This is a genomic window from Pseudomonas paraglycinae (genome assembly GCF_021601625.1).
In the GTDB taxonomy this organism is placed as follows: Bacteria; Pseudomonadota; Gammaproteobacteria; order Pseudomonadales; family Pseudomonadaceae; genus Aquipseudomonas; species Aquipseudomonas paraglycinae.
This window is the reverse complement of the sequence record NZ_BQHR01000017.1, coordinates 111286-131722: the sequence shown is the minus strand read 5'-3', so window position 1 is coordinate 131722 and position 20437 is coordinate 111286. Positions and strand designations below refer to the sequence as shown.

The 20437-nt window shown below is 62.2% G+C and carries 16 protein-coding genes; 7 read left to right on the top strand and 9 right to left on the bottom strand.

What is annotated here, in order from left to right:
• Positions 1-15 precede the first annotated feature (15 nt).
• The 7 genes from L6D82_RS23085 (at position 16) to L6D82_RS23055 (ending at position 9895) form a co-directional block, all read left to right on the top strand.
• The gene (locus L6D82_RS23085) at positions 16-1113 is read left to right on the top strand and encodes an efflux RND transporter periplasmic adaptor subunit (protein WP_373870914.1); all 1098 of its coding nucleotides are present in this window, start codon (positions 16-18) and stop codon (positions 1111-1113) included.
• Positions 1110-4211 carry a multidrug efflux RND transporter permease subunit gene (locus L6D82_RS23080; protein ID WP_085745346.1) on the top strand — a complete coding sequence of 1034 codons (3102 nt, stop codon included), beginning with the start codon at positions 1110-1112 and terminating at the stop codon, positions 4209-4211. Before L6D82_RS23085 ends, L6D82_RS23080 begins: the two co-directional genes overlap by 4 nt.
• Positions 4212-4219: 8 nt before the next feature.
• Entirely contained in the window at positions 4220-4897 is a 678-nt protein-coding gene (locus L6D82_RS23075; RefSeq protein ID WP_011335857.1) for a heavy metal response regulator transcription factor, read from the top strand.
• A complete protein-coding gene (locus tag L6D82_RS23070) occupies positions 4887-6251 on the top strand; it encodes a heavy metal sensor histidine kinase (protein WP_102687556.1) in 1365 nt (454 codons plus the stop codon). Before L6D82_RS23075 ends, L6D82_RS23070 begins: the two co-directional genes overlap by 11 nt.
• Positions 6252-6547: 296 nt before the next feature.
• Entirely contained in the window at positions 6548-6769 is a 222-nt protein-coding gene (locus tag L6D82_RS23065) for a hypothetical protein (protein ID WP_236191716.1), read from the top strand.
• 195 nt (positions 6770-6964) lie between these two features.
• A complete protein-coding gene (locus L6D82_RS23060) occupies positions 6965-8281 on the top strand; it encodes an OprD family porin (RefSeq protein WP_236191715.1) in 1317 nt (438 codons plus the stop codon).
• 108 nt (positions 8282-8389) lie between these two features.
• On the top strand, positions 8390-9895 hold the full coding sequence (locus L6D82_RS23055; RefSeq protein WP_236191713.1) for a sensor domain-containing diguanylate cyclase: 1506 nt from the start codon (positions 8390-8392) through the stop codon (positions 9893-9895).
• Positions 9896-9956: 61 nt separating this feature from the next.
• Here L6D82_RS23055 and lpxC read toward each other — a convergent pair whose 3' ends face one another.
• From lpxC to murD, 9 genes are all read right to left on the bottom strand, one after another.
• Positions 9957-10868, bottom strand: a complete 912-nt coding sequence (gene lpxC / locus L6D82_RS23050; RefSeq protein WP_007956752.1) for a UDP-3-O-acyl-N-acetylglucosamine deacetylase — start codon at positions 10866-10868, stop codon at positions 9957-9959.
• A 112-nt stretch (positions 10869-10980) separates the two neighbouring features.
• On the bottom strand, positions 10981-12177 hold the full coding sequence (ftsZ, locus tag L6D82_RS23045) for a cell division protein FtsZ (protein WP_007956754.1): 1197 nt from the start codon (positions 12175-12177) through the stop codon (positions 10981-10983).
• A 67-nt stretch (positions 12178-12244) separates the two neighbouring features.
• On the bottom strand, positions 12245-13504 hold the full coding sequence (gene ftsA, locus L6D82_RS23040; RefSeq protein WP_007956755.1) for a cell division protein FtsA: 1260 nt from the start codon (positions 13502-13504) through the stop codon (positions 12245-12247).
• Between the two features lie 15 nt (positions 13505-13519).
• Positions 13520-14386, bottom strand: coding sequence for a cell division protein FtsQ/DivIB (locus L6D82_RS23035; protein ID WP_007956757.1), 867 nt, complete (start codon positions 14384-14386; stop codon positions 13520-13522).
• Between the two features lie 4 nt (positions 14387-14390).
• Positions 14391-15365, bottom strand: coding sequence for a D-alanine--D-alanine ligase (locus tag L6D82_RS23030; RefSeq protein ID WP_007956758.1), 975 nt, complete (start codon positions 15363-15365; stop codon positions 14391-14393).
• On the bottom strand, positions 15362-16822 hold the full coding sequence (murC, locus tag L6D82_RS23025) for a UDP-N-acetylmuramate--L-alanine ligase (protein WP_085745351.1): 1461 nt from the start codon (positions 16820-16822) through the stop codon (positions 15362-15364). Before murC ends, L6D82_RS23030 begins: the two co-directional genes overlap by 4 nt.
• Entirely contained in the window at positions 16815-17885 is a 1071-nt protein-coding gene (gene murG, locus L6D82_RS23020) for an undecaprenyldiphospho-muramoylpentapeptide beta-N-acetylglucosaminyltransferase (RefSeq protein WP_102687552.1), read from the bottom strand. Before murG ends, murC begins: the two co-directional genes overlap by 8 nt.
• Positions 17875-19092 (bottom strand): putative lipid II flippase FtsW, encoded by a 1218-nt coding sequence (gene ftsW / locus L6D82_RS23015; RefSeq protein ID WP_007956765.1) that lies wholly within the window; start codon positions 19090-19092, stop codon positions 17875-17877. The genes murG and ftsW overlap by 11 nt, the downstream gene beginning before the upstream one ends.
• The gene (murD, locus tag L6D82_RS23010) at positions 19089-20435 is read right to left on the bottom strand and encodes a UDP-N-acetylmuramoyl-L-alanine--D-glutamate ligase (RefSeq protein WP_236191710.1); all 1347 of its coding nucleotides are present in this window, start codon (positions 20433-20435) and stop codon (positions 19089-19091) included. Before murD ends, ftsW begins: the two co-directional genes overlap by 4 nt.
• Positions 20436-20437: the final 2 nt, after the last annotated feature.

Here is a 20437-nt window from a genome sequence, read left to right as displayed (position 1 = left end):
GTCGCAGCCGGGGCCCTGTGGTTCACCCTGAAACCCGCCCCGGCCAAACTCGTAGCCCCCACCGCCATCCCGGTGCGGGTCGTCGCCGTCAGCGAAAAAGACGTCCCCCGCTACACCATCGGCATCGGCTCGGTCCTCTCGTTGCACAGCGTCGTGGTGCGCCCACAGATCGACGGCATCCTCACCAAGCTTCTGGTCAAGGAAGGTCAGCTGGTAAAACAGGGCGACCTGCTCGCCACCATCGACGACCGCTCGATCCGCGCCAGCCTCGATCAGGCCCGCGCGCAACTGGGCGAAAGCCAGGCGCAACTGCAAGTCGCCCTGGTCAACCTCAAGCGCTACAAACTGCTCAGCGTCGACGACGGCGTATCGAAGCAGACCTACGACCAGCAGCAGGCACTGGTCAACCAGCTCAAAGCCACCGCCCAGGGCAATCAGGCCGCGATTGACGCGGCACAGGTACAACTTTCCTACACCCAGATTCCCTCCCCGGTCACCGGCCGCGTCGGCATTCGCACGGTCGACGAAGGCAACTTCCTGCGCATGACCGACACCCAGGGTCTGTTCACCGTGACCCAGATCGACCCGATCGCCGTCGAGTTTTCCCTGCCCCAGCAAATGCTGCCGACCCTGCAAGGCCTGATCAGCGACCCGCAGCGCGCGCAGGTCAAGGCGTACATCGGCGCCGACACCGACGGCGAAACCGACAACCTGCTCGGTGAAGGTCACCTGACCCTGATCGACAACCAGATCAATGCCAACACCGGCACCATCCGCGCCAAGGCCGAATTCGACAACCCGAACCAGAAGCTCTGGCCCGGCCTGCTGGTGACGGTAAAGATTCAGACAGCGCTAGATAAAGATGCGCTGGTGGTTCCGCCCACCGTCGTACAACGCGGTCTCGATCAGCACTTCGTGTACCGGGTCAACGGCGACAAGGTTGAAGCCGTGCAGGTGCAAATGGTTTATCAGGGCAGCGGCCAGGACATCATCAAGGGCGTGAAACCCGGCGACATATTGGTCAGTGACGGCCAGTCGCGGCTCAAGCCCGGTTCGACCGTGCAGGTCATGAGCGAACCGCCGCAGGTGGTGCAAGCGGAGCCCAAGCCATGAAGCAGCACAAAGGCGTTTCGACCTGGTGCATCGATCACCCGGTGGCGACGATTCTGCTGACCATCGCGCTGGTACTGGTCGGGTTGATTGCCTTCCCGCGCCTGCCGATTGCCCCGCTGCCGGAAGCGGAATTTCCGACGATCCAGGTCTCCGCCCAACTGCCCGGCGCCAGCCCCGACACCATGGCTTCGTCCGTGGCCACGCCGCTGGAGGTGCAATTCAGCGCCATCCCCGGCATGACCCAGATGACCTCCAGCAGTGCGCTGGGCTCCACGTTGCTGACCCTGCAATTCACCCTCGACAAGAGCATCGACACCGCCGCCCAGGAAGTGCAGGCCGCGATCAACACCGCCGCCGGCAAACTGCCGAAAGACATGCCGACCCTGCCGACCTGGAAGAAGGTCAACCCGGCCGACAGCCCGGTGCTGATCCTCAGCGTCAGCTCCACGCAAATGCCCGGCACCGAGCTCAGCGACCTTGTGGAAACCCTGCTCGCACGTCAGATCAGTCAGATCGACGGTGTAGGCCAGATCAACATCACCGGTCAGCAACGTCCGGCAATCCGCGTGCAGGCCTCGGCGGACAAACTGGCGGCCATCGGTCTGACCCTCGCCGACATTCGTGTGGCGATCCAGCAGACCAGCCTCAACCTCGCCAAGGGCGCGCTGTACGGCGACTCGAGCATTTCCACCCTGTCGACCAACGACCAGTTGTTCCACCCCGAGGAATACAGCCAGCTCATCGTTTCCTACAAGGACGGCGCCCCGGTTCACCTCAAGGATGTGGCGAAAGTCGTCAACGGTTCGGAGGATGCCTACGTGCAAGCCTGGGCCGGCGATCGACCGGGCGTGAACCTGGTGATTTCCCGCCAGCCCGGCGCCAACATCGTCGAAACCGTAGACCGGATTCAGGCCGCCCTGCCCGGCCTCGAAGCCATGCTGCCGGCCTCGGTGCAAGTCAAAACCCTGATCGATCGCACCCAGACCATCCGCGCCTCGCTGCACGAAGTGGAAATCACTTTGCTGATCGCGATCCTGCTGGTGGTTGCGGTGATGGCGCTGTTCCTGCGCCAGTTGTCGGCGACGATGATTGTCTCGGCGGTGCTCGGTGTGTCGCTGACCGCCAGCTTCGCCCTGATGTACCTGCTCGGTTTCAGCCTGAACAACCTGACCCTAGTGGCCATCGTGGTGGCGGTGGGGTTCGTGGTCGACGATGCCATCGTGGTGGTGGAAAACATTCACCGCCATCTGGAGGCCGGCGACAGCATGCGCGACGCCGCGATCAAGGGCGCCGGCGAGATCGGCTTCACCGTGGTGTCGATCAGTTTCTCGCTGGTGGCGGCGTTCATTCCGCTGCTGTTCATGGGCGGCGTGGTCGGGCGCCTGTTCAAGGAGTTCGCCCTGACGGCCACTTCGACCATCATGATTTCCGTGGTGGTATCCCTGACACTGGCGCCGACGCTGGCGGCGCTGTTCATGCGCAAACCGGTGCATCACGCCCATGACAAACCGGGCTTCAGCGAACGCCTGCTCGGCTGGTACGAAAAAGGCCTGCGCCGCGCCCTCGCCCACCAGAAACTGATGATCGGCGTGTTCGGCATTTCCGTCGCGCTGGCGATCGGCGGCTACGTGTTTATCCCCAAGGGTTTCTTTCCGGTGCAGGACACCGGTTTCGTCCTCGGCACCACCGAAGCCGCTGCCGATATTTCCTACAGCGACATGGTGAAAAAACACCTGGCAATGGCCGAAATCGTCGCCGCCGACCCGGCTGTCCAGGCGTTTTCCCACTCGGTCGGCGTGTCCGGCAGCAACCAGACCATCGCCAACGGCCGCTTCTGGATCGCCCTGAAAAAACGCGGTGACCGCGATGTTTCGGCCAGCCAGTTCATCGACCGCATTCGTCCGCAACTGATGAAAGTCCCCGGCATCGTGCTTTACCTGCGCGCCGGCCAGGACATCAACCTCAGCTCCGGCCCGAGCCGTGCGCAGTATCAATACGTGCTCAAGAGCAACGACGGGCCGACTCTCGCCACATGGACTCAGAAACTCACCGAGAAACTGCGCAGCATCCCGGCGTTCCGTGACATTTCCAACGACCTGCAACTGGGCGGCAGCATCACTCACATCAGCATCGACCGCAGTGCCGCCGCGCGTTTCGGCCTGACGGCGAGTGATGTCGACGAGGCGCTGTACGACGCCTTCGGCCAGCGGCAGATCAACGAGTTCCAGACCCAGGTCAACCAGTACAACGTGATTCTGGAGCTAGACACCAAACAGCGCGGCAAGGCCGAAAGCCTCAACTATTTCTACCTGCGCTCACCGCTGAGCGGAGAGATGGTGCCGCTGTCGGCGCTGGCCCGATTCGACGCGCCGACCATCGGCCCGCTGTCCATAGCCCACGATGGCATGTTCCCGGCCGCCAACCTGTCGTTCAACCTGGCGCCCGGTGTGGCACTGGGCGACGCGGTGATTCTGCTCAATCAGGCCAAGGCCGAGATCGGCATGCCGACCGCGATCAGCGGCAACTTCCAGGGTGCGGCCCAGGCGTTTCAGAGCTCGCTGAAAAGTCAGCCGTGGCTGATTCTGGCGGCGCTGGTGGCGGTGTACATCATCCTTGGCGTGCTCTACGAGAGCTTCGTCCATCCGCTGACGATCATCTCGACCTTGCCGGCAGCAGGCCTCGGCGCAGTGATCATGCTGTGGATCTGCGGCCAGGACTTTTCGATCATGGCGCTGATCGGGCTGGTGCTGCTGATCGGTATCGTGAAGAAGAACGGCATCCTGATGATCGATTTCGCCCTCGAAGCGCAGCGTCATCGCGGGCTGTCGCCGCAGGATGCGATTTTCGAGGCGTGTATCACGCGGTTCCGGCCGATCATCATGACCACCCTCGCCGCCCTGCTCGGCGCCCTGCCGCTGATGCTCGGCTACGGCACCGGTGCCGAACTGCGCCAGCCATTGGGGATCGCGGTCGTGGGCGGCTTGCTGGTCAGCCAGATGCTGACGCTGTTCACCACACCGGTCATATACTTGTGGCTTGAGCGGCTGTTCCACAAGCCCAAACCTGCGCCCATCGCGGCGCTGGCAACGACAGACTGAGGCGGGTCATGCGCGTTCTGATTATCGAAGACGAAGAGAAAACCGCGGACTACCTGCACCGCGGCCTGACGGAACAGGGTTACACCGTGGATCGGGCCCGCGACGGCGTCGAGGGCCTGCACCTGGCGCTGGAAAGCGACTACGCGGTGATCGTCCTCGACGTGATGCTGCCGGGCCTTGATGGCTTCGGCGTGCTGCGCGCGTTGCGTGCGCGCAAGCAGACGCCGGTGATCATGCTCACCGCCCGCGAGCGGGTCGAAGACCGAATCCGCGGCCTGCGCGACGGCGCCGACGATTACCTCGGCAAACCGTTTTCCTTCCTCGAACTGGTGGCGCGCCTGCAAGCGCTGACCCGCCGCAGCGGCGGCCACGAACCGGTGCAGGTGAGCATCGCCGACCTGTGGATCGATCTGATCAGCCGCAAAGCCACCCGCGCCGGCACCCGGCTGGATCTGACCGCGAAGGAGTTTTCGCTGCTCAGCGTGCTGGCCCGGCGCCAAGGCGAAATCCTCTCGAAAACCGCGATTGCCGAGATGGTCTGGGACATCAATTTCGACAGCGACGCCAACGTGGTCGAAGTCGCGATCAAGCGCCTGCGCGCCAAACTCGACGGGCCGTTCGACGAGAAACTGCTGCACACCATCCGTGGCATGGGTTATGTGCTGGAGAGCCGTGGTGTCCAGTAATTCCATTGCGCTGCGCTTGAGCGGGATGTTCACGCTGGTGGCGCTGCTGGTGTTCCTGTTGATCGGCGGCGCGCTGTATCAACAAGTGGACAAAGGCCTCGGCCTGCTGCCGGAAGCGGAGCTCGATGCGCGTTACAGCGTGCTCGAATCCGCGCTCAACCGCTATGGCACCCCCGAGCATTGGGTGAAGATCAACGCCAAGCTCAAGCTGCTCGGCGAAGAAGACAAACGCATCCGTTTCTGGGTGGTCAGCGGCAATCCGGGCTACGAGTTTGGCGAGCCAGATGCCTTGATCCGCGCGTTTGCCCAAGGGCCTTTAGGCATGCGCGACCTGCAACTGCCCGATCATCCCTATCCGCTGAAAGTGCTGCTCACCGAACTGCCAGCCAAGGATCAACGCCCGCCGCTGCGCTTCATGATCGGCATCGACACCGAGACCTTTCACCAGACCCAGCATCAGTTGCTGATCGCGCTGGTCAGCCTGGCGGTGATCGGCGTGCTGCTGGCATCGGCATTGGGATATTGGGTGGCGCGGATCGGCCTCAAACCACTGATCAAACTGTCCCACGAAGCCCAGCGTCTGGCGCCGCCGTTGCGGGCCGGGCGCCTGCGTCTGTCGCCGTTGCCGCCGGAGCTGGAGCAGTTCGTCGACTCGTTCAACTCGACGCTGGAGCGGGTTGAACAGGCCTATTCGCGGCTCGAATCCTTCAACGCCGACGTCGCCCATGAGCTGCGCTCGCCGCTGACCAACCTGATCGGCCAGACCCAGGTCGCCCTCACTCGCGGGCGCTCCGCCGAGCATTATTTCGAAGTGCTGCAATCCAACCTCGAAGAGCTGGAACGCCTGCGCTCGATCATCAACGACATGCTGTTCCTGGCCAGCGCCGACCAGGGCAGCAAGGCCACCAAACTGACGTCCACCTCGCTGGCCGATGAAGTGGCAACCACCCTCGAATACCTCGACTTCATCCTCGAAGACGCGCAAGTCCAGGTTCGGGTAAGCGGTGATGCGCAAGTGCAGATCGAGATCGCTCATCTGCGCCGGGCCTTGATCAATCTGCTGAGCAACGCGGTACAACACACCGCGCCCGGTCAGGTGATCGAAGTGCAGATCGCGGTCGAGGAACATCAGGTCAGCATCGGCGTGGCCAACCCCGGTTCGCCGATTGCCAGCGAACATTTGCCACGCTTGTTCGAGCGTTTCTACCGGGTCGATGCGTCGCGCAGCAACAGCGGCAACAACCACGGACTGGGGCTGGCGATCGTCAAGGCGATTGCGCTGATGCATGGCGGCGATGTGTTCGTGCGCAGTGATCGCGGGATGAATACTTTCGGAATCCACCTCCCGGTCTGAAAAGCCCCCTCACCCTAACCCTCTCCCAGAGGGAGAGGGGACTGACCGAGTTGTTCTTTCGAGTTACGCCGACCTGAAAAATCCAGTCGAACTCAGGCTTTGAAAAGCATGAAGATCGGCTCCCTTTCCCCCTCGCCCCCTTGGGGGAGAGGGCTGGGCGGGCGGCGTTCCGATGAGGGGGTGACTTTTGCTTTTGCTGTAACAGTCATTTATGAAAATCACGCTGTTTCCCAACGCCCGGCAACCTTATCTTTGCCCGCACCAAACAGCACTTGCCAAGCAAGAAGGTTTTCAAGATGTCCAACAGTATGGGTATTGCCAGCGCTTTCGTTTTGTCCTCATTGATCCTGTCGCCGATGGCGATGGCTGAAGAATCGCAGTCGTTCGTAGCGCAAAACGCCGCTCGCGCTCACGCATTCGAACAGCATCAGGCAGAAGTGATGGCCAAGGCTCAAGACGCCACGCAAGCCCCTCAGGCCGCAACTTCCCAGACTCAGGCTGCAGAGAAAGAGAGCTGAGTCGCGCACCGCTCCGTTTCCCTCGACGCGGTTGTTTGGCTCTTCCCGTTCAACCGTCGTCCTTGCAGGCCGCTGATTTTCAGCGGCCTTTTTTCGTTGTGGTCTGTAAGCTGTCCGGTTCGTCTTTAACAATTAGAAACATCCCGCACCTCAAGACATTGAAGTGTCAGTTGACCCCAAGGAGCTTTACCGCACGTGCGTTACCCAGTTCGCTTCACCCCGCTGTTCATTGCAATTGCCGCAACGATTGCCCCCGCCGCCCACGCTGCCGAATCCGAGAAACAGGGTTTCGTTGAAGGCGCGAGTCTCAACCTCAACGCCCGCAACTACTACATGAACCGCAACCGCCTGCAGCAGACGGATGACAACATCGAGTGGGGCCAAGGTTTCCTCGGCAAATTCGAGTCGGGCTACACCGAAGGCACGGTTGGTTTCGGCATCGATGCCCACGCCATGCTCGGTCTCAAACTTGATGGCGGTGGCGGCACCGACAACTCCAGCATCCTGCCGGTCAGTGACGGCAGCGGCAAAGCGCCGGGCTCGTTCTCCACGGCGGGCGGCACTCTGAAAATGCGTGCGTTCGATACCGAGCTGAAGTCCGGCGATCTGTTCCTCGCCAACCCGGTGATCGCCGGTGGCGAGACGCGCATGCTGCCGCAGACCTTTCGCGGCCTCAGCCTGACCAACCACAGCTTCGATGGCTGGATGATCGAAGGCGGCCAGGCCAGCTTCACCAAGCCCTACAACCAGAGCGGCCACAAACGCATCGGCACCTCTTACGGCACCCTCGCCGACGGCGACAAGAGCCAGCACCTGAACTGGGCCGGCGTGGCCTGGAGCGGCGTCGAAGGCCTGACCAGCAGCCTGTACGCGTCCGAGCTGAAGGACATCTGGAACCAGTACTACTACGACCTCGACTACACCTGGGCGCTGAATGACCGGGTGACCCTCAACCCGGGCCTGCACTTCTATCACACCCAAGACACCGGCGACGCGCTGCTGGGCAATATCGACAACAACACCTACAGCCTGCATTTCACCGTCGGTATCGGCAACCACAGCGTTACCGCTGCATACCAGCGGGTCAACGGCAACACGCCGTTCGATTACATCAGCCAGGGTGACAGCGTTTACCTCGACAACTCGCAGCAATACTCGGACTTCAACGGCCCGAACGAGCGCTCGTGGAAACTCAAGTACGCCTACGATTTCGCCGGCGTCGGCCTGCCGGGCCTGACCTCGGCGCTGTCCTACTCGCGCGGCACGCTGGACCTGACCAAGGTCGATCCGGGCAGCAAAGGTTACGCCTTGTGGTACAGCGCCGAAGGCCGCAACGCCAAGCATTGGGAGCGCGACATCGATCTTAAATACGTGGTGCAGAGCGGCCAGGCCAAAGACCTCGCGGTGCATCTGCAATGGGCGACCAACCGTGGCGGCAACGGTTACGGCGCGCTGGATACGGACACAGATGAATACCGTGTGATCATCGACTACCCGATCAACGTCTTCTAAGATCGGCGCTACAGTAAAAGGCCAGCCTGATGCGCTGGCCTTTTTCTTGCCTGTGGCAGCGAAGCGGGTACAACTACGCTTACAAGAATCCCTTACCGAAACCGAACCATGATCGCGAGCCGCACCCCTACCGTTCACGGCACGACCGGACGCTCCGAGCTGCTGCTGATCCTCGGCAGCCTGCTGAGCGTGATCGCGATTGTGTGCATCGTCACGTTCCTGCTGATCCGCGAACACGCCAACGCTCAGGAATCGGCCACCCGCGGCGCCACCACCATCGCCCAGTTGATCGACGCCGACGTGCTGCGCACCGTCGAGCTGTATGACCTGACGCTGCAAGGGCTGATCGCTGCCGCCCAGCGTGACGACCTGAAAGATGTGTCGCCGCAGATTCGCCATCTGGCGTTGTTCGATCGCTCTACTACCGCGCGCTTCAAGGGCGACATCCTGTTGCTCGACAAGCATGGCGAGGTGATCGCCGATTCCTCGCGGGTCGATCCGCTGCCAGGCAATTTCGCCGACCGCGACTACTTCCTCGCCCACGCCTTCAACCGCGACACCGGCATGTTCATCAGCCGTCCGTTCAAACCCCGCTGCGACTGCGATGACGCGAACCAGTGGCGGATCAGTTTCAGCCGGCGCATCTCTTCGGACACCGGCGAGTTTCTGGGCGTGGCCGTGGCGTCGATGAAACTCGATTACTTCGATCAGCTGTTCAACAGTCTCGACATCGGCATCGACAGCACCCTCAACATCATCAACAACGACGGCATCCTGCTGGCGCAGAAGCCTTATCTGCAGAGCGATTCGATCGGCAAGAGCTTTGCCGCCCGGCCCAATGTGGTGCGGATCCTGCGCGACAGTAACGGCAATGGCAGTTTCAACAGCATTTCGAGCATGGATTATCAGCAACGGCTGTACACCTATTCGCGGGTCGGCAATCTGCCGCTGACGGTGATCGTTGCCCTGTCCAGTGAGGAAGTGTTCGGCGCGTGGCGACGCACGGCGATCCTGATCAGCGGCGCCACCGGCGTGCTGTGTGCCGGCCTGCTGTGGCTGACCTGGCTGCTGGCCCGGGAGCTGCGACTGCGGCAACGGGCCGAACACGAACTGGCGCAACTGGCGGCGACCGATGCCCTGACCGGGGTCGCCAACCGGCGGATGCTCGACCAGTCGCTGCGCCACGAGTGGTTCCGCGCCCAACGCTCGGGCCAACCCCTGTCATTGCTGATGATCGATGCGGACCACTTCAAGGCATTCAATGACCGCCACGGGCATCAGGCCGGCGATCAGGCGTTGCGTGAACTGGCGAGAGTGATCACCGCCAATGTGCGGCGTCCGGCGGATCTGGTGGCGCGGTATGGCGGTGAGGAGTTTTCGGTGATCCTCGCGGAAACCGACAGCGTCGGGGCGCAGCAGATCGCCGAGCACATTCGTGCAGCGGTGGAGCAATTGCCGAGCCTGAATAAAGACCAGTCACCGATGACCGTGAGCGTCGGTATCAGTACCTGGACGGCGACGAGCGAAATCAGTCTGGAGCAGCTGTTGTTCGCGGCGGACAAGGCGTTGTATCAGGCCAAGGAAGGTGGGCGAAACCGGGTCGTCGTGGCCTGAAAACAGGCATAAAAAAAGGCCACCCAAAGGTGGCCTTCAAAAAACTAGAGAGGTTTTTTACTTACACCGCCGCAACCGGGCGCATGTAAGAGATCGGTGCAGTGCTGGCGTCTTCGAACGTCACGACTTCCCAGGCATCTTTCTGCTCAATCAACTTGCGCAGCAGCTGGTTGTTCAGTGCGTGGCCGGACTTGAAGCCCTTGAACTCACCAATCAGGCTGTTGCCCAGCAGGTACAGGTCGCCAATCGCATCGAGGATCTTGTGCTTCACGAATTCGTCTTCATAGCGAAGGCCGTCTTCGTTCAGTACGCCATCGGCATCGACCACGATCGCGTTTTCCACGCTGCCGCCGAGTGCGAGGTTGTGCTTGCGCAGGTACTCGATGTCACTCATGAAACCGAAAGTACGGGCGCGGCTGACTTCTTTTACGAACGAAGTGCTGGAAAAATCCACGCTTGCACTTTGGGTGCGGTCCCGGAAAACCGGGTGATCGAAATCGATCTCGAAGCTCACCTTGAACCCTTCGAAAGGGACGAAAGTGGCGCGCTTGTCGCCGTCTTCCACTGTCACTTCACGCAGGATGCGGATGAATTTCTTGGCGGCGTCCTGTTCTTCCAGGCCAGCCGATTGAATCAGGAATACGAAAGGTCCTGCGCTGCCATCCATGATCGGGACTTCAGACGCGGAGAGCTCGACGTAGGCGTTATCGATGCCCAGGCCAGCCATGGCCGAGAGCAAGTGCTCCACCGTGTCTACCTTCACGTCACCGTTGACCAGCGTCGTCGACATGGTTGTCTCGCCGACGTTGGCCGCACGAGCCGGTATCTCGACAACCGGATCGAGATCGGCACGACGAAAGACGATCCCGGTGTCGACAGGTGCAGGCTTGAGGGTCAGGTAAACCTTCTCCCCGGAGTGCAGACCTACACCGGTGGCACGGATAATATTTTTCAGTGTGCGTTGTTTAATCATGGCATGGGCCGCTTCAGCGCAAATTGCGAACTGGTATCAACAAAGGCTGGCGATGATAGCAGACCGAGCCTTTGCTGAACACCAATCACCTGAATACCCCTGATACATTTCATCAATCGGCCTGACGACGCAGGAAAGCCGGGATGTCCAGGTAGTCCAGGTCATCTTGCGGATTCATCTTCGCGGCAGTCGCAGCACCGGCCTGAGCCTGGTTGCGCATGACGGTCGGACGGTCCAGGTCACGGTAATTCACCGCTGGCTGCTCCTGACGAGCGGGTGCCGGTTGCTGCACCTGAGCAGCCGCCATCGAGGTGTGAACGGTGTTGTCGATGACCTTCACAGGCTTCTCGATTTTCGCGCCCAGACCAGTGGCAACCACGGTCACGTGCAGTTCGTCGCGCATGTCCGGATCGATAACGGTACCGACCTTGACCATCGCGTGCTCGGAAGCGAAGGCTTCGATGATCGAACCCACGTCGGAGTACTCACCCAGGGACAGGTCAGGACCGGCAGTGATGTTCACCAGGATGCCGCGTGCGCCTTGCAGGTTCACGTCTTCCAGCAGCGGGTTGCGGATGGCCGCTTCAGTGGCTTCACGTGCACGGTTCGGACCGCTGGCGCAGCCAGTGCCCATCATCGCCATGCCCATTTCGCTCATCACGGTGCGTACGTCGGCGAAGTCGACGTTGATCATGCCCGGACGCTTGATGATGTCGGAGATACCGCGAACGGCACCGGCCAGTACGTCGTCAGCCTTGGCGAAAGCCGACAAGAGGCTTGCGTCCTTGCCGAGGATGGTCAGCAGTTTTTCGTTCGGAATGGTGATCAGCGAGTCGACGCTTTCCGAGAGCATGCGGATGCCTTCATCGGCGATCTGCATACGCTTGCGGCCTTCGAACGGGAACGGACGGGTCACGACCGCAACGGTCAGGATGCCCATTTCCTTGGCCACTTCGGCGATGATCGGCGCAGCACCGGTACCGGTACCGCCGCCCATGCCGGTGGTGATGAACACCATGTTGGTGCCGGCCAGCACTTCAGCGATGCGCTCGCGATCTTCCAGCGCAGCCTGACGGCCGACTTCCGGGTTGGCGCCGGCGCCCAGGCCTTTGGTCACGCCGGTGCCCAGTTGCAGAATGGTGCGCGCGCCGATGTTTTTCAGCGCTTGAGCATCGGTGTTGGCGCAGATGAATTCCACGCCTTCGATGTTGCTCTTGACCATGTGATTGACAGCGTTGCCGCCGCCACCGCCAACACCGATAACTTTGATTACCGGGCTTGCGGGGATGTTGTCTACGAGTTCGAACATTTTCCCTCTCCTTACATTCTCTAGTTTTTTCGCCTACTGCTGTTTGTTGCGGTGTTGCGGTAAAGCGTTAGAAGTTGCCTTGAACCCACTTCTTCAAACGGTCCAGCAACGGCGCCTGCGGCTCATCGTTGCTGTAGCTGTCGCGGCTGCCGATGCCCGAGAACGAGATCCCGTCGGACTGCTTCTGCAGGCCGTACATCAACAAGCCAACGCCAGTGGAATAAATCGGGTTGCGTACCACGTCATCCAGGCCTTTCACCCCATGCGGCACGCCCAGGCGGACCGGCATGTGGAAAATTTCTTCGGCAAGTTCCGTGGCGCCTTCCATCTTCGAGGTACCACCGGTGAGCACGATGCCGGCCGGGATCAGGTCTTCGTAGCCGCTGCGACGCAGCTCGGCCTGGATCAGGGTGAACAGTTCGTCGTAACGCGGCTCGACCACTTCGGCCAGGGCCTGACGGGACAGTTCGCGCGGCGGACGGTCGCCGACGCTCGGCACCTTGATGGTCTCGCCGGCACCGGCCAGCTTGGCCAGCGCGCAGGCGTAGCGGATCTTGATCTCTTCGGCGTACTGGGTCGGGGTGCGCAACGCCATGGCGATGTCGTTGGTCACCTGGTCACCGGCAATCGGGATCACGGCCGTGTGGCGGATCGCGCCTTCGGTGAAGATCGCGATGTCGGTGGTGCCGCCGCCGATGTCGACCAGGCACACGCCCAGCTCTTTTTCGTCGTCGGTCAGGACCGAGTAGGCCGAGGCCAGTTGCTCGAGAATGATGTCGTCGATTTCCAGACCGCAGCGACGCACGCATTTTTCAATGTTCTGTGCGGCGTTTACGGCGCAGGTGACCACGTGAACCTTGGCTTCCAGACGTACGCCGGACATGCCCAGCGGCTCGCGCACGCCTTCCTGGTTATCGATCACGTAATCCTGCGGCAGGGTGTGCAGCACACGCTGGTCGGCCGGGATCGCTACCGCCTGGGCGGCGTCGAGTACCCGCTCCAGGTCAGCCGAGCTGACTTCGCGATCACGAATCGCCACGATGCCGTGGGAGTTCAGGCTGCGAATGTGATTGCCCGCCACGCCGACGAACGCCGAGTGAATGCGGCAGCCCGCCATCAGTTGGGCTTCTTCGATCGCGCGCTGGATCGACTGCACGGTGGACTCGATGTTGACCACCACGCCTTTCTTCAGGCCGCGGGACGGATGAGTGCCGATCCCGACGATTTCCAGCGAGCCGTCGTCCGCAACCTCGCCGACCAGCGCCACCACTTTGGAGGTGCCGATATCGAGACCGACGATCATTTTGCCGCTTTGCACGTTTGCCATGGGTCCTGCCTCTTCTTAATTCTTTGCGACAGCGGGTTGGGCTGTCGTCGGCGCTACTGGTTCCCGCCAGCCAACAGCAAGGCCGTTGGCGTAGCGCAGATCGATGCGCGCAATGTTCGTAATCTGTTCTTTGAGCGTCTTGTCATAGATGGCAATGAAGCGGCGCATCTTTTCCACCAGGTTGCCGCGTCCCAGCAGCAGCTCGATCCCGGGGCCGGAACTGCCGGCACCGGTGGTCAGGAACCAGCTGCCACGTTCACGCAGCTCGAGCCGCGCAATCGAGAAGCCCAGTGGCCGGAGCATCTGGCTCAGCACCTGGTATTGCTGCATCACTTGCTGCTGGGCCCGCTGCGGACCGAACAGCTGCGGCAGGTGTTCGTAATTCGCCAGTTCCTTGGGCGTGAACGCCTGGCCCTGGTTGTTGAGCAACGACTCGTCACCCCAACGCGCCACCGGCAGTTGCTCTTCGAGGCGGATCACCACCTGGTCCGGCCACACCCGACGTACTTCGGCGTGGGCGATCCACGGCATCTGCTCCAGCTCGGTGCGCATGCTCGCCAGATCGATGGTGAAGAAGCTCGACGCCACGTAAGGGGCGATCCGCTGCTGCACCGCTTGCTGGCTGATGTAACTCAGGTCGCCCTGCACCGCTATCTTGGTGATCGGCCGGTCGGCGTACGGCAGCAGACGCTGTGCGCCTTCGTAAGTGCCGAACCCCAGGGCCACCAGCAGCACCGGCCAGAACAGACCTTTCAAAAAGCCGAAGTTGGCTTTTGGCAGGCGCGCGGACATCGGCTCTTTGGCCACCATTCGGCTGGCACCCCGCGGCACCGGCTTGCGGCCGGGTGCGGGTGGCTGATGTCTGAGCTGTGCGCCTTGCATGGTTTTAACCTCGCGCCTCTTTCTTGCCGTCGGCATCGACACTGGCGGCCAGAATGGCCAGAACCAGCTGCTGGAAATCCAGACCGGCCGCTTTCGCCGCCATCGGTACTAGGCTGTGATCGGTCATGCCGGGAGCGGTGTTGACTTCCAGGAACCAGAATTTGCCGTCGGCGTCCTGCATCACGTCCGCACGGCCCCAACCGGCAATACCCAGCGCCTCGCAGGCTTGCGCCGTGAGGTCCATGAGTTCTTTTTCCTTGGCGGCATCGAGCCCGCACGGAATCCGATACTGGGTATCGTTGGCGATGTACTTGGCGTCGTAGTCGTAGAACGTGTGTGGCGTACCCAGGGCGATAGGAGGCAACACCTGGTCACGCAGGGTGGCGATGGTGAACTCCGGACCGTGGATCCATTGCTCGACCAACACTTGCGAATCGTAGGTACTGGCCGCTTTCCATGCGTCGATCAACTCGGACGCAGAACTCACTTTGGCCATCCCGATACTTGAACCTTCATGCGCCGGTTTGACGATCAAAGGGAAGCCCAGTTCCGTCGCTGCCGAAATACAATCGGCCTCGCTGCGCAGCACGGCGTGACGCGGCGTCGGAATCCCGAGCGTGTGCCAGACCTGCTTGGTGCGCAACTTGTCCATCGCCAGTGCCGAAGCCAGGATGCCACTGCCGGTGTACGGAATGCCGGCCACTTCGAGCAGGCCTTGCATGCTGCCGTCTTCACCGCCGCGACCGTGGAGGATGATGAACGCGCGGTCGATCTTTTCGCTCAGCAGGCGCTGCAGAATATCGGCGCCGACGTCGATGCCGAACGCGTCCACACCCGCGCTTTGCAGCGCAGTGAGCACAGCGTTGCCGGACTTCAGCGAAACTTCACGCTCGGCACTCAGGCCACCGAACAGCACGGCCACACGACCGAAATCCTTCGGGGCGATGGTGGAGAACAGATTGGCGTAGGCAGCAGTCATTTCAACTTCCCCTCGACCGATGCCGCCACGGCGCCGGCGAACAACTCGCTTTTCAACAGTTTCGGTGCGAGACCGCCGATATCACCGGCGCCCTGGCACAGCAGAATGTCGCCGGCGCGCAGCAGCGGCTTGACCAGCGGCGCCAGGTCTACGCCGCGCTCGATGTAGATCGGGTCGAGCTGACCGCGCTGACGGATGCTGTTGCACAGCTTGCGGCTGTCCGCGCCCGGGATCGGCTCTTCGCCGGCCGGATAGACTTCCATCAGCAGCAGCACGTTGGCGTCGGCCAGTACATTGACGAAATCGTCGTACAGGTCGCGGGTGCGGCTGTAGCGGTGCGGCTGGTAGACCATCACCAGACGGCGCTCTGGCCAGCCACCGCGCACGGCCTTGATCACGGCTGCGACTTCGGTCGGGTGGTGACCGTAGTCGTCGACCAGCATCACGCTGCCGCCGTCCACCGGCAGTTCGCCGTAGACCTGGAAACGTCGGCCGACACCCTGGAACCCGGACAGGCCCTGAACGATGGCCTCGTCGCTGACGCCTTCGTCGGTGGCGATGCAGATGGTCGCCAGGGAATTGAGCACGTTGTGATTGCCCGGCATGTTCACGGACACATCAAGAGGCTCGCGATCAGGGCGCAGCACGGTAAAGAAGGTCTGCATGCCCTGCTGACGAACATTGATCGCGCGCACGTCGGCGTCTTCGCTGAAGCCATAGGTCACGGTCGGACGCTTGACCAGCGGCAGGATTTCACGCACCACCGGATCGTCCAGGCACATCACCGCCAGACCGTAGAACGGCAGGTTGTGCAGGAACTCGACGAAGGTTTTCTTCAGCTTGTTGAAGTCACCGTCGTAAGTCGCCATGTGGTCGGCGTCGATGTTGGTGACCACGGCCACCAGCGGTTGCAGGTGCAGGAAGCTTGCGTCGCTTTCATCGGCTTCGGCGATCAGGTAACGGCTGGTGCCGAGCTGGGCATTGGTGCCCGCGGCATTCAGACGGCCACCGATGACGAAAGTCGGATCCAGGCCACCGGCCGCGAACACCGAAGCGATCAGGCTGGTAGTGGTGGTCTTGCCATGAGTACCGGCGACGGCGATGCCGTGACGGTAGCGCATCAGTTCGGCGAGCATTTCGGCACGCGGCACCACCGGGATGCGGCGTTCCAGCGCAGTCGCCACTTCCGGGTTGGAAGTATTGACGGCGCTCGACACCACCAGCACATCGGCGGCTGCGGCGTTCTCGGCACGGTGGCCAATGAAGATCTGCGCACCGAAGGATTCCAGGCGCTCGGTCACCGGCGAAGCTTTCAGGTCGGAACCGGACACTTCATAGCCCAGGTTCAGCAGCACTTCGGCGATGCCGCACATGCCCACGCCGCCAATGCCGACGAAGTGGATGCGACGGATGCGGCGCATTTCCGGTTGCGGCATGGCTTTCTGATTCTCAACCATGGGCCACCTCCAGACAGGTATCGACCACGCTACGGGTGGCTTCGGGTTTCGCCAGACGGCGGGCCGCTTGGGCCATTTGTTCGAGTCGTTGCGGTTGCATCAAGACCTCTGTCAGGCGCGCGGCAAGGTCCGCGGCGCCAGTCGTTCTTTGCGGCATCAGGAAGGCAGCGCCTTCACGGGCCAAATAATCGGCGTTGCGGGTCTGGTGATCGTCGATCGCGTGTGGCAAGGGCACCAGCATCGAGGGCAGACCGGCGGCGGCCAGTTCACTGATGGTCAATGCGCCGGCGCGGCACACCACCAGGTCAGCCCAGCCATAGGCCTGGGCCATGTCTTTGATGAACGGCTGCACCTGCGCATCCACGCCGGCGGCGCGGTAGCGCTCTGCAGTCACTTCATCGTGGTTTCTGCCAGCCTGATGGAACACTTCCGGACGCAAGTCGACATCGACTTGTGCCAGGGCTTCAGGCAGCAACTTGTTCAACGGTTCTGCGCCCAGGCTTCCGCCCAGGATCAGCAAACGCGCCTTGCGTCCGGCCAGGGCCGGGCGCGGTGTTTCGAGGAACAGCTCGCTGCGCACCGGGTTACCGGTGGTACGGCGGCTGTCCGACAGGGTAAAGGTGTCGGGGAAGGCTTCACACACCCGGGCGGCGAACGGCACCAGCAACCGATTGGCGGTGCCGGCCACGGCGTTCTGCTCATGAACGATCACCGGCACGCCGGCCAGTTTGGCGGCAAGACCACCGGGACCGGTCACATAGCCGCCGAATCCGACCACGCACACCGGACGCAAGCGGCGAATGATCGCCCGCGCCTGCCACACCGATTTCAGCAGCATGAACGGCGCCTTGAGCAGCGACAGCTTGCCCTTGCCGCGCAGGCCAGTGGCGTTGATACGGTGCAGTTCAAGACCCGCCGCCGGCACCAGATCGTTTTCGATCCCGCGCGGCGTGCCGAGCCAGTGCACGGTGTAGCCGCGCGCCTGGAATTCGCGGGCACAGGCCAGCGCCGGGAACACGTGGCCACCGGTGCCGCCGGCCATGATCAATACGTTAGCGCCCATGGTTCGGCTCCTCGGCGAAGTCGCTCTCATGGAATTCCATCTCTTCACTGCCCAGGTGGGTCCGGCTCTCCCACTCGATTCTCAACAACAGGCCAAGGCAGGCGCAGCAGATCACCAGGGAACTGCCGCCGTAACTGAGAAACGGCAAGGTCAGGCCCTTGGTCGGCAACAGGCCGACGTTCACGCCGATGTTGATCAGGAACTGGCCGATCCACAGGAACGACAGGCCGTAGGCAACATAAGCGGCAAAAAACTGTTTGGCTTTCTCGGCCCACAGACCGATGTACATGCCGCGAATACACACGAACACGAACAGTGCCACGGTGCACAGCGAGCCCACGGCCCCAAGCTCTTCGGCCAGAACCGAGAACACGAAGTCGGTGTGGGCTTCCGGCAGGTAGAACTGCTTCTGCACGCTGTTGCCCAGGCCAACGCCCAGCCATTCACCGCGACCGAACGCGATCAAGGCTTGCGACAATTGATAACCGGCGCCGAACTGGTCGGCCCACGGGTCGGCGAAGTTGGTCAGACGCGCCATCCGGTACGGCTGCATCTGAATCAGCAATACCACCGCACCGACGGCCAGCACCACCATCAGCGAGAACCGGAACAGCCCGACCCCGCCGAGGAACAGCATCGCCGCCGCAGCGCCCATCATCACGACGGTGGCACCGAAGTCCGGCTCCATCAGCAACAGGCCCGCCATCGGCAGCAGCACGATGAACGGCTTGAAGAAGCCCATCCAGCTCTCGCGCACTTCTTTCTGACGACGCACCAGATAACCGGCGAGGTAGATCACCACGAACACCTTGGCGATCTCGGACGGCTGAACGTTGAAGAAGCTGAAACCGATCCAGCGCATCGAGCCGTTCACCTCACGGCCGATCCCCGGGATGATCACCATCACCAGCAGACCGAACGCACCGATCAGCATCAGCCAGCCCAGCCGCTGCCAGGTGGCGATCGGGATCATCATGGTGACGACGCACGCGCCCAGGCCCAGCACCACGTAGATCAGGTGACGGGTCATGTAATAAAGAGCACTGCCCGACTGCGCCGCGCCGACTTCTGTCGATGCCGAAGCGATCATGATCAGGCCCAGACCGAGCAACGCCAGGCAACCGGCGAGCATCGGGAAGTCGAGGTCGATCCCGCGTCCGGTGATCAGCGGCGACGGGTATGGCTTGATGATGTTTCTCAAGCTCATGCCAGATCCTCCACGGCGCGGACGAACTGGTGACCACGGTCTTCGTAGTTCTTGAACATGTCGAAACTGGCGCAGGCCGGCGACAGCAGCACGACGTCACCCGGTTGGGCGGCGGCGCGGCATTGGGCCACCGCATCGACCAGCGTGGTCGCGCGAATCAGCGGCACGGCATCGCCGATCGCTTCGCCGATCTTGTCGGAATCGCGGCCCATCAGGATCACGGCGCGGCAATGGGCCGCCACCGGATCGCGCAGGTCCTTGAAGTCGGCGCCCTTGCCGTCGCCACCGGCGATCAGCACGACCTTGCCGTCGATGTCCGCACCCAGGCCTTCGATGGCAGCCAGAGCGGCGCCGACGTTGGTGGCTTTGGAATCGTTGTAGTAACCGACGCCGTCCAGATCACGCACCCACTGGCAACGGTGTTCGAGACCGGCGAAGGTGCGCAGCGCTGCCAGCATGGCGTCGAACGGCAGCCCGACCGCGTGGCCGAGCGCTAGCGCCGCCAGGACGTTGGACTGGTTGTGGGCGCCGCGAATCTTCAATTCGCGCACCGGCATCAGGTTCTGGAATTCAAAGGCCAGGTATTTCTCGCCATTCTCTTCACGCAGGCCGAATGCCTTGAAATCGGGTTTGGTCAGGCCGAAGGTCCAGCACGGCTGGCCCTCGCCCATCAGCGGCCGGGTCAAGGCGTCTTGACGGTTGACCACGAACTGCTTCGCACCACGGAAGATCCGGTGCTTGGCCAGGTGATAGGCCGGCAGACCGCTGTAGCGGTCCATGTGGTCTTCGCTGATGTTGAGCACGGTCGCCACTTCGGCGTTGAGCTGGTCGGTGGTTTCCAGCTGGAAGCTCGACAGCTCCATCACGTACAGCTCGACGTCATCGCTGAGCAGATCCAGCGCCGGCGTACCGAGGTTGCCGCCCACGGCCACGCGCTTGCCGGCCGCAGCCGCCATCTCGCCGACCAGGGTGGTGACGGTGCTTTTCGCGTTGGAACCGCTGATGGCCACGATCGGCGCCTTCGCGTTACGCGCGAACAGCTCGATGTCGCCGGACAGCTTCACGCCACGGGCCGCGGCGGCTTGCAGGGCCGGGGTCGCCAGCGCCAGGCCGGGGCTCACGTAGAGCTCATCGGCACGGCACAGGAATTCGACGTCCAGCTCGCCACAACGCACTTCCACGTGCGGATAGTCACGCTGGAGCGTGGCCAGTTCCGGTGGATTTTCCCGCGTATCGGCCACGGCAAACGCCACGCCCCGGTTCGCCAGGAAGCGAACCAGGGACATGCCGCTCTTGCCGAGGCCGACAACGATGCGGAAGTGGTCAGAAGCGATCAGAGACACTC

Bases quoted from the DNA above. Each gene is read 5' to 3' on its own strand.
- murC (WP_085745351.1), bottom strand. From the start codon at position 16,822: ATGGTTGAGAATCAGAAAGCCATGCCGCAACCGGAAATGCGCCGCATC.
- L6D82_RS23035 (WP_007956757.1), bottom strand. From the start codon at position 14,386: ATGCAAGGCGCACAGCTCAGACATCAGCCACCCGCACCCGGCCGCAAG.
- L6D82_RS23055 (WP_236191713.1), top strand. From the start codon at position 8,390: ATGATCGCGAGCCGCACCCCTACCGTTCACGGCACGACCGGACGCTCC.
- L6D82_RS23030 (WP_007956758.1), bottom strand. From the start codon at position 15,365: ATGACTGCTGCCTACGCCAATCTGTTCTCCACCATCGCCCCGAAGGAT.
- L6D82_RS23080 (WP_085745346.1), top strand. From the start codon at position 1,110: ATGAAGCAGCACAAAGGCGTTTCGACCTGGTGCATCGATCACCCGGTG.
- ftsA (WP_007956755.1), bottom strand. From the start codon at position 13,504: ATGGCAAACGTGCAAAGCGGCAAAATGATCGTCGGTCTCGATATCGGC.
- L6D82_RS23075 (WP_011335857.1), top strand. From the start codon at position 4,220: ATGCGCGTTCTGATTATCGAAGACGAAGAGAAAACCGCGGACTACCTG.
- ftsZ (WP_007956754.1), bottom strand. From the start codon at position 12,177: ATGTTCGAACTCGTAGACAACATCCCCGCAAGCCCGGTAATCAAAGTT.
- murG (WP_102687552.1), bottom strand. From the start codon at position 17,885: ATGGGCGCTAACGTATTGATCATGGCCGGCGGCACCGGTGGCCACGTG.
- L6D82_RS23065 (WP_236191716.1), top strand. From the start codon at position 6,548: ATGTCCAACAGTATGGGTATTGCCAGCGCTTTCGTTTTGTCCTCATTG.
- ftsW (WP_007956765.1), bottom strand. From the start codon at position 19,092: ATGAGCTTGAGAAACATCATCAAGCCATACCCGTCGCCGCTGATCACC.
- lpxC (WP_007956752.1), bottom strand. From the start codon at position 10,868: ATGATTAAACAACGCACACTGAAAAATATTATCCGTGCCACCGGTGTA.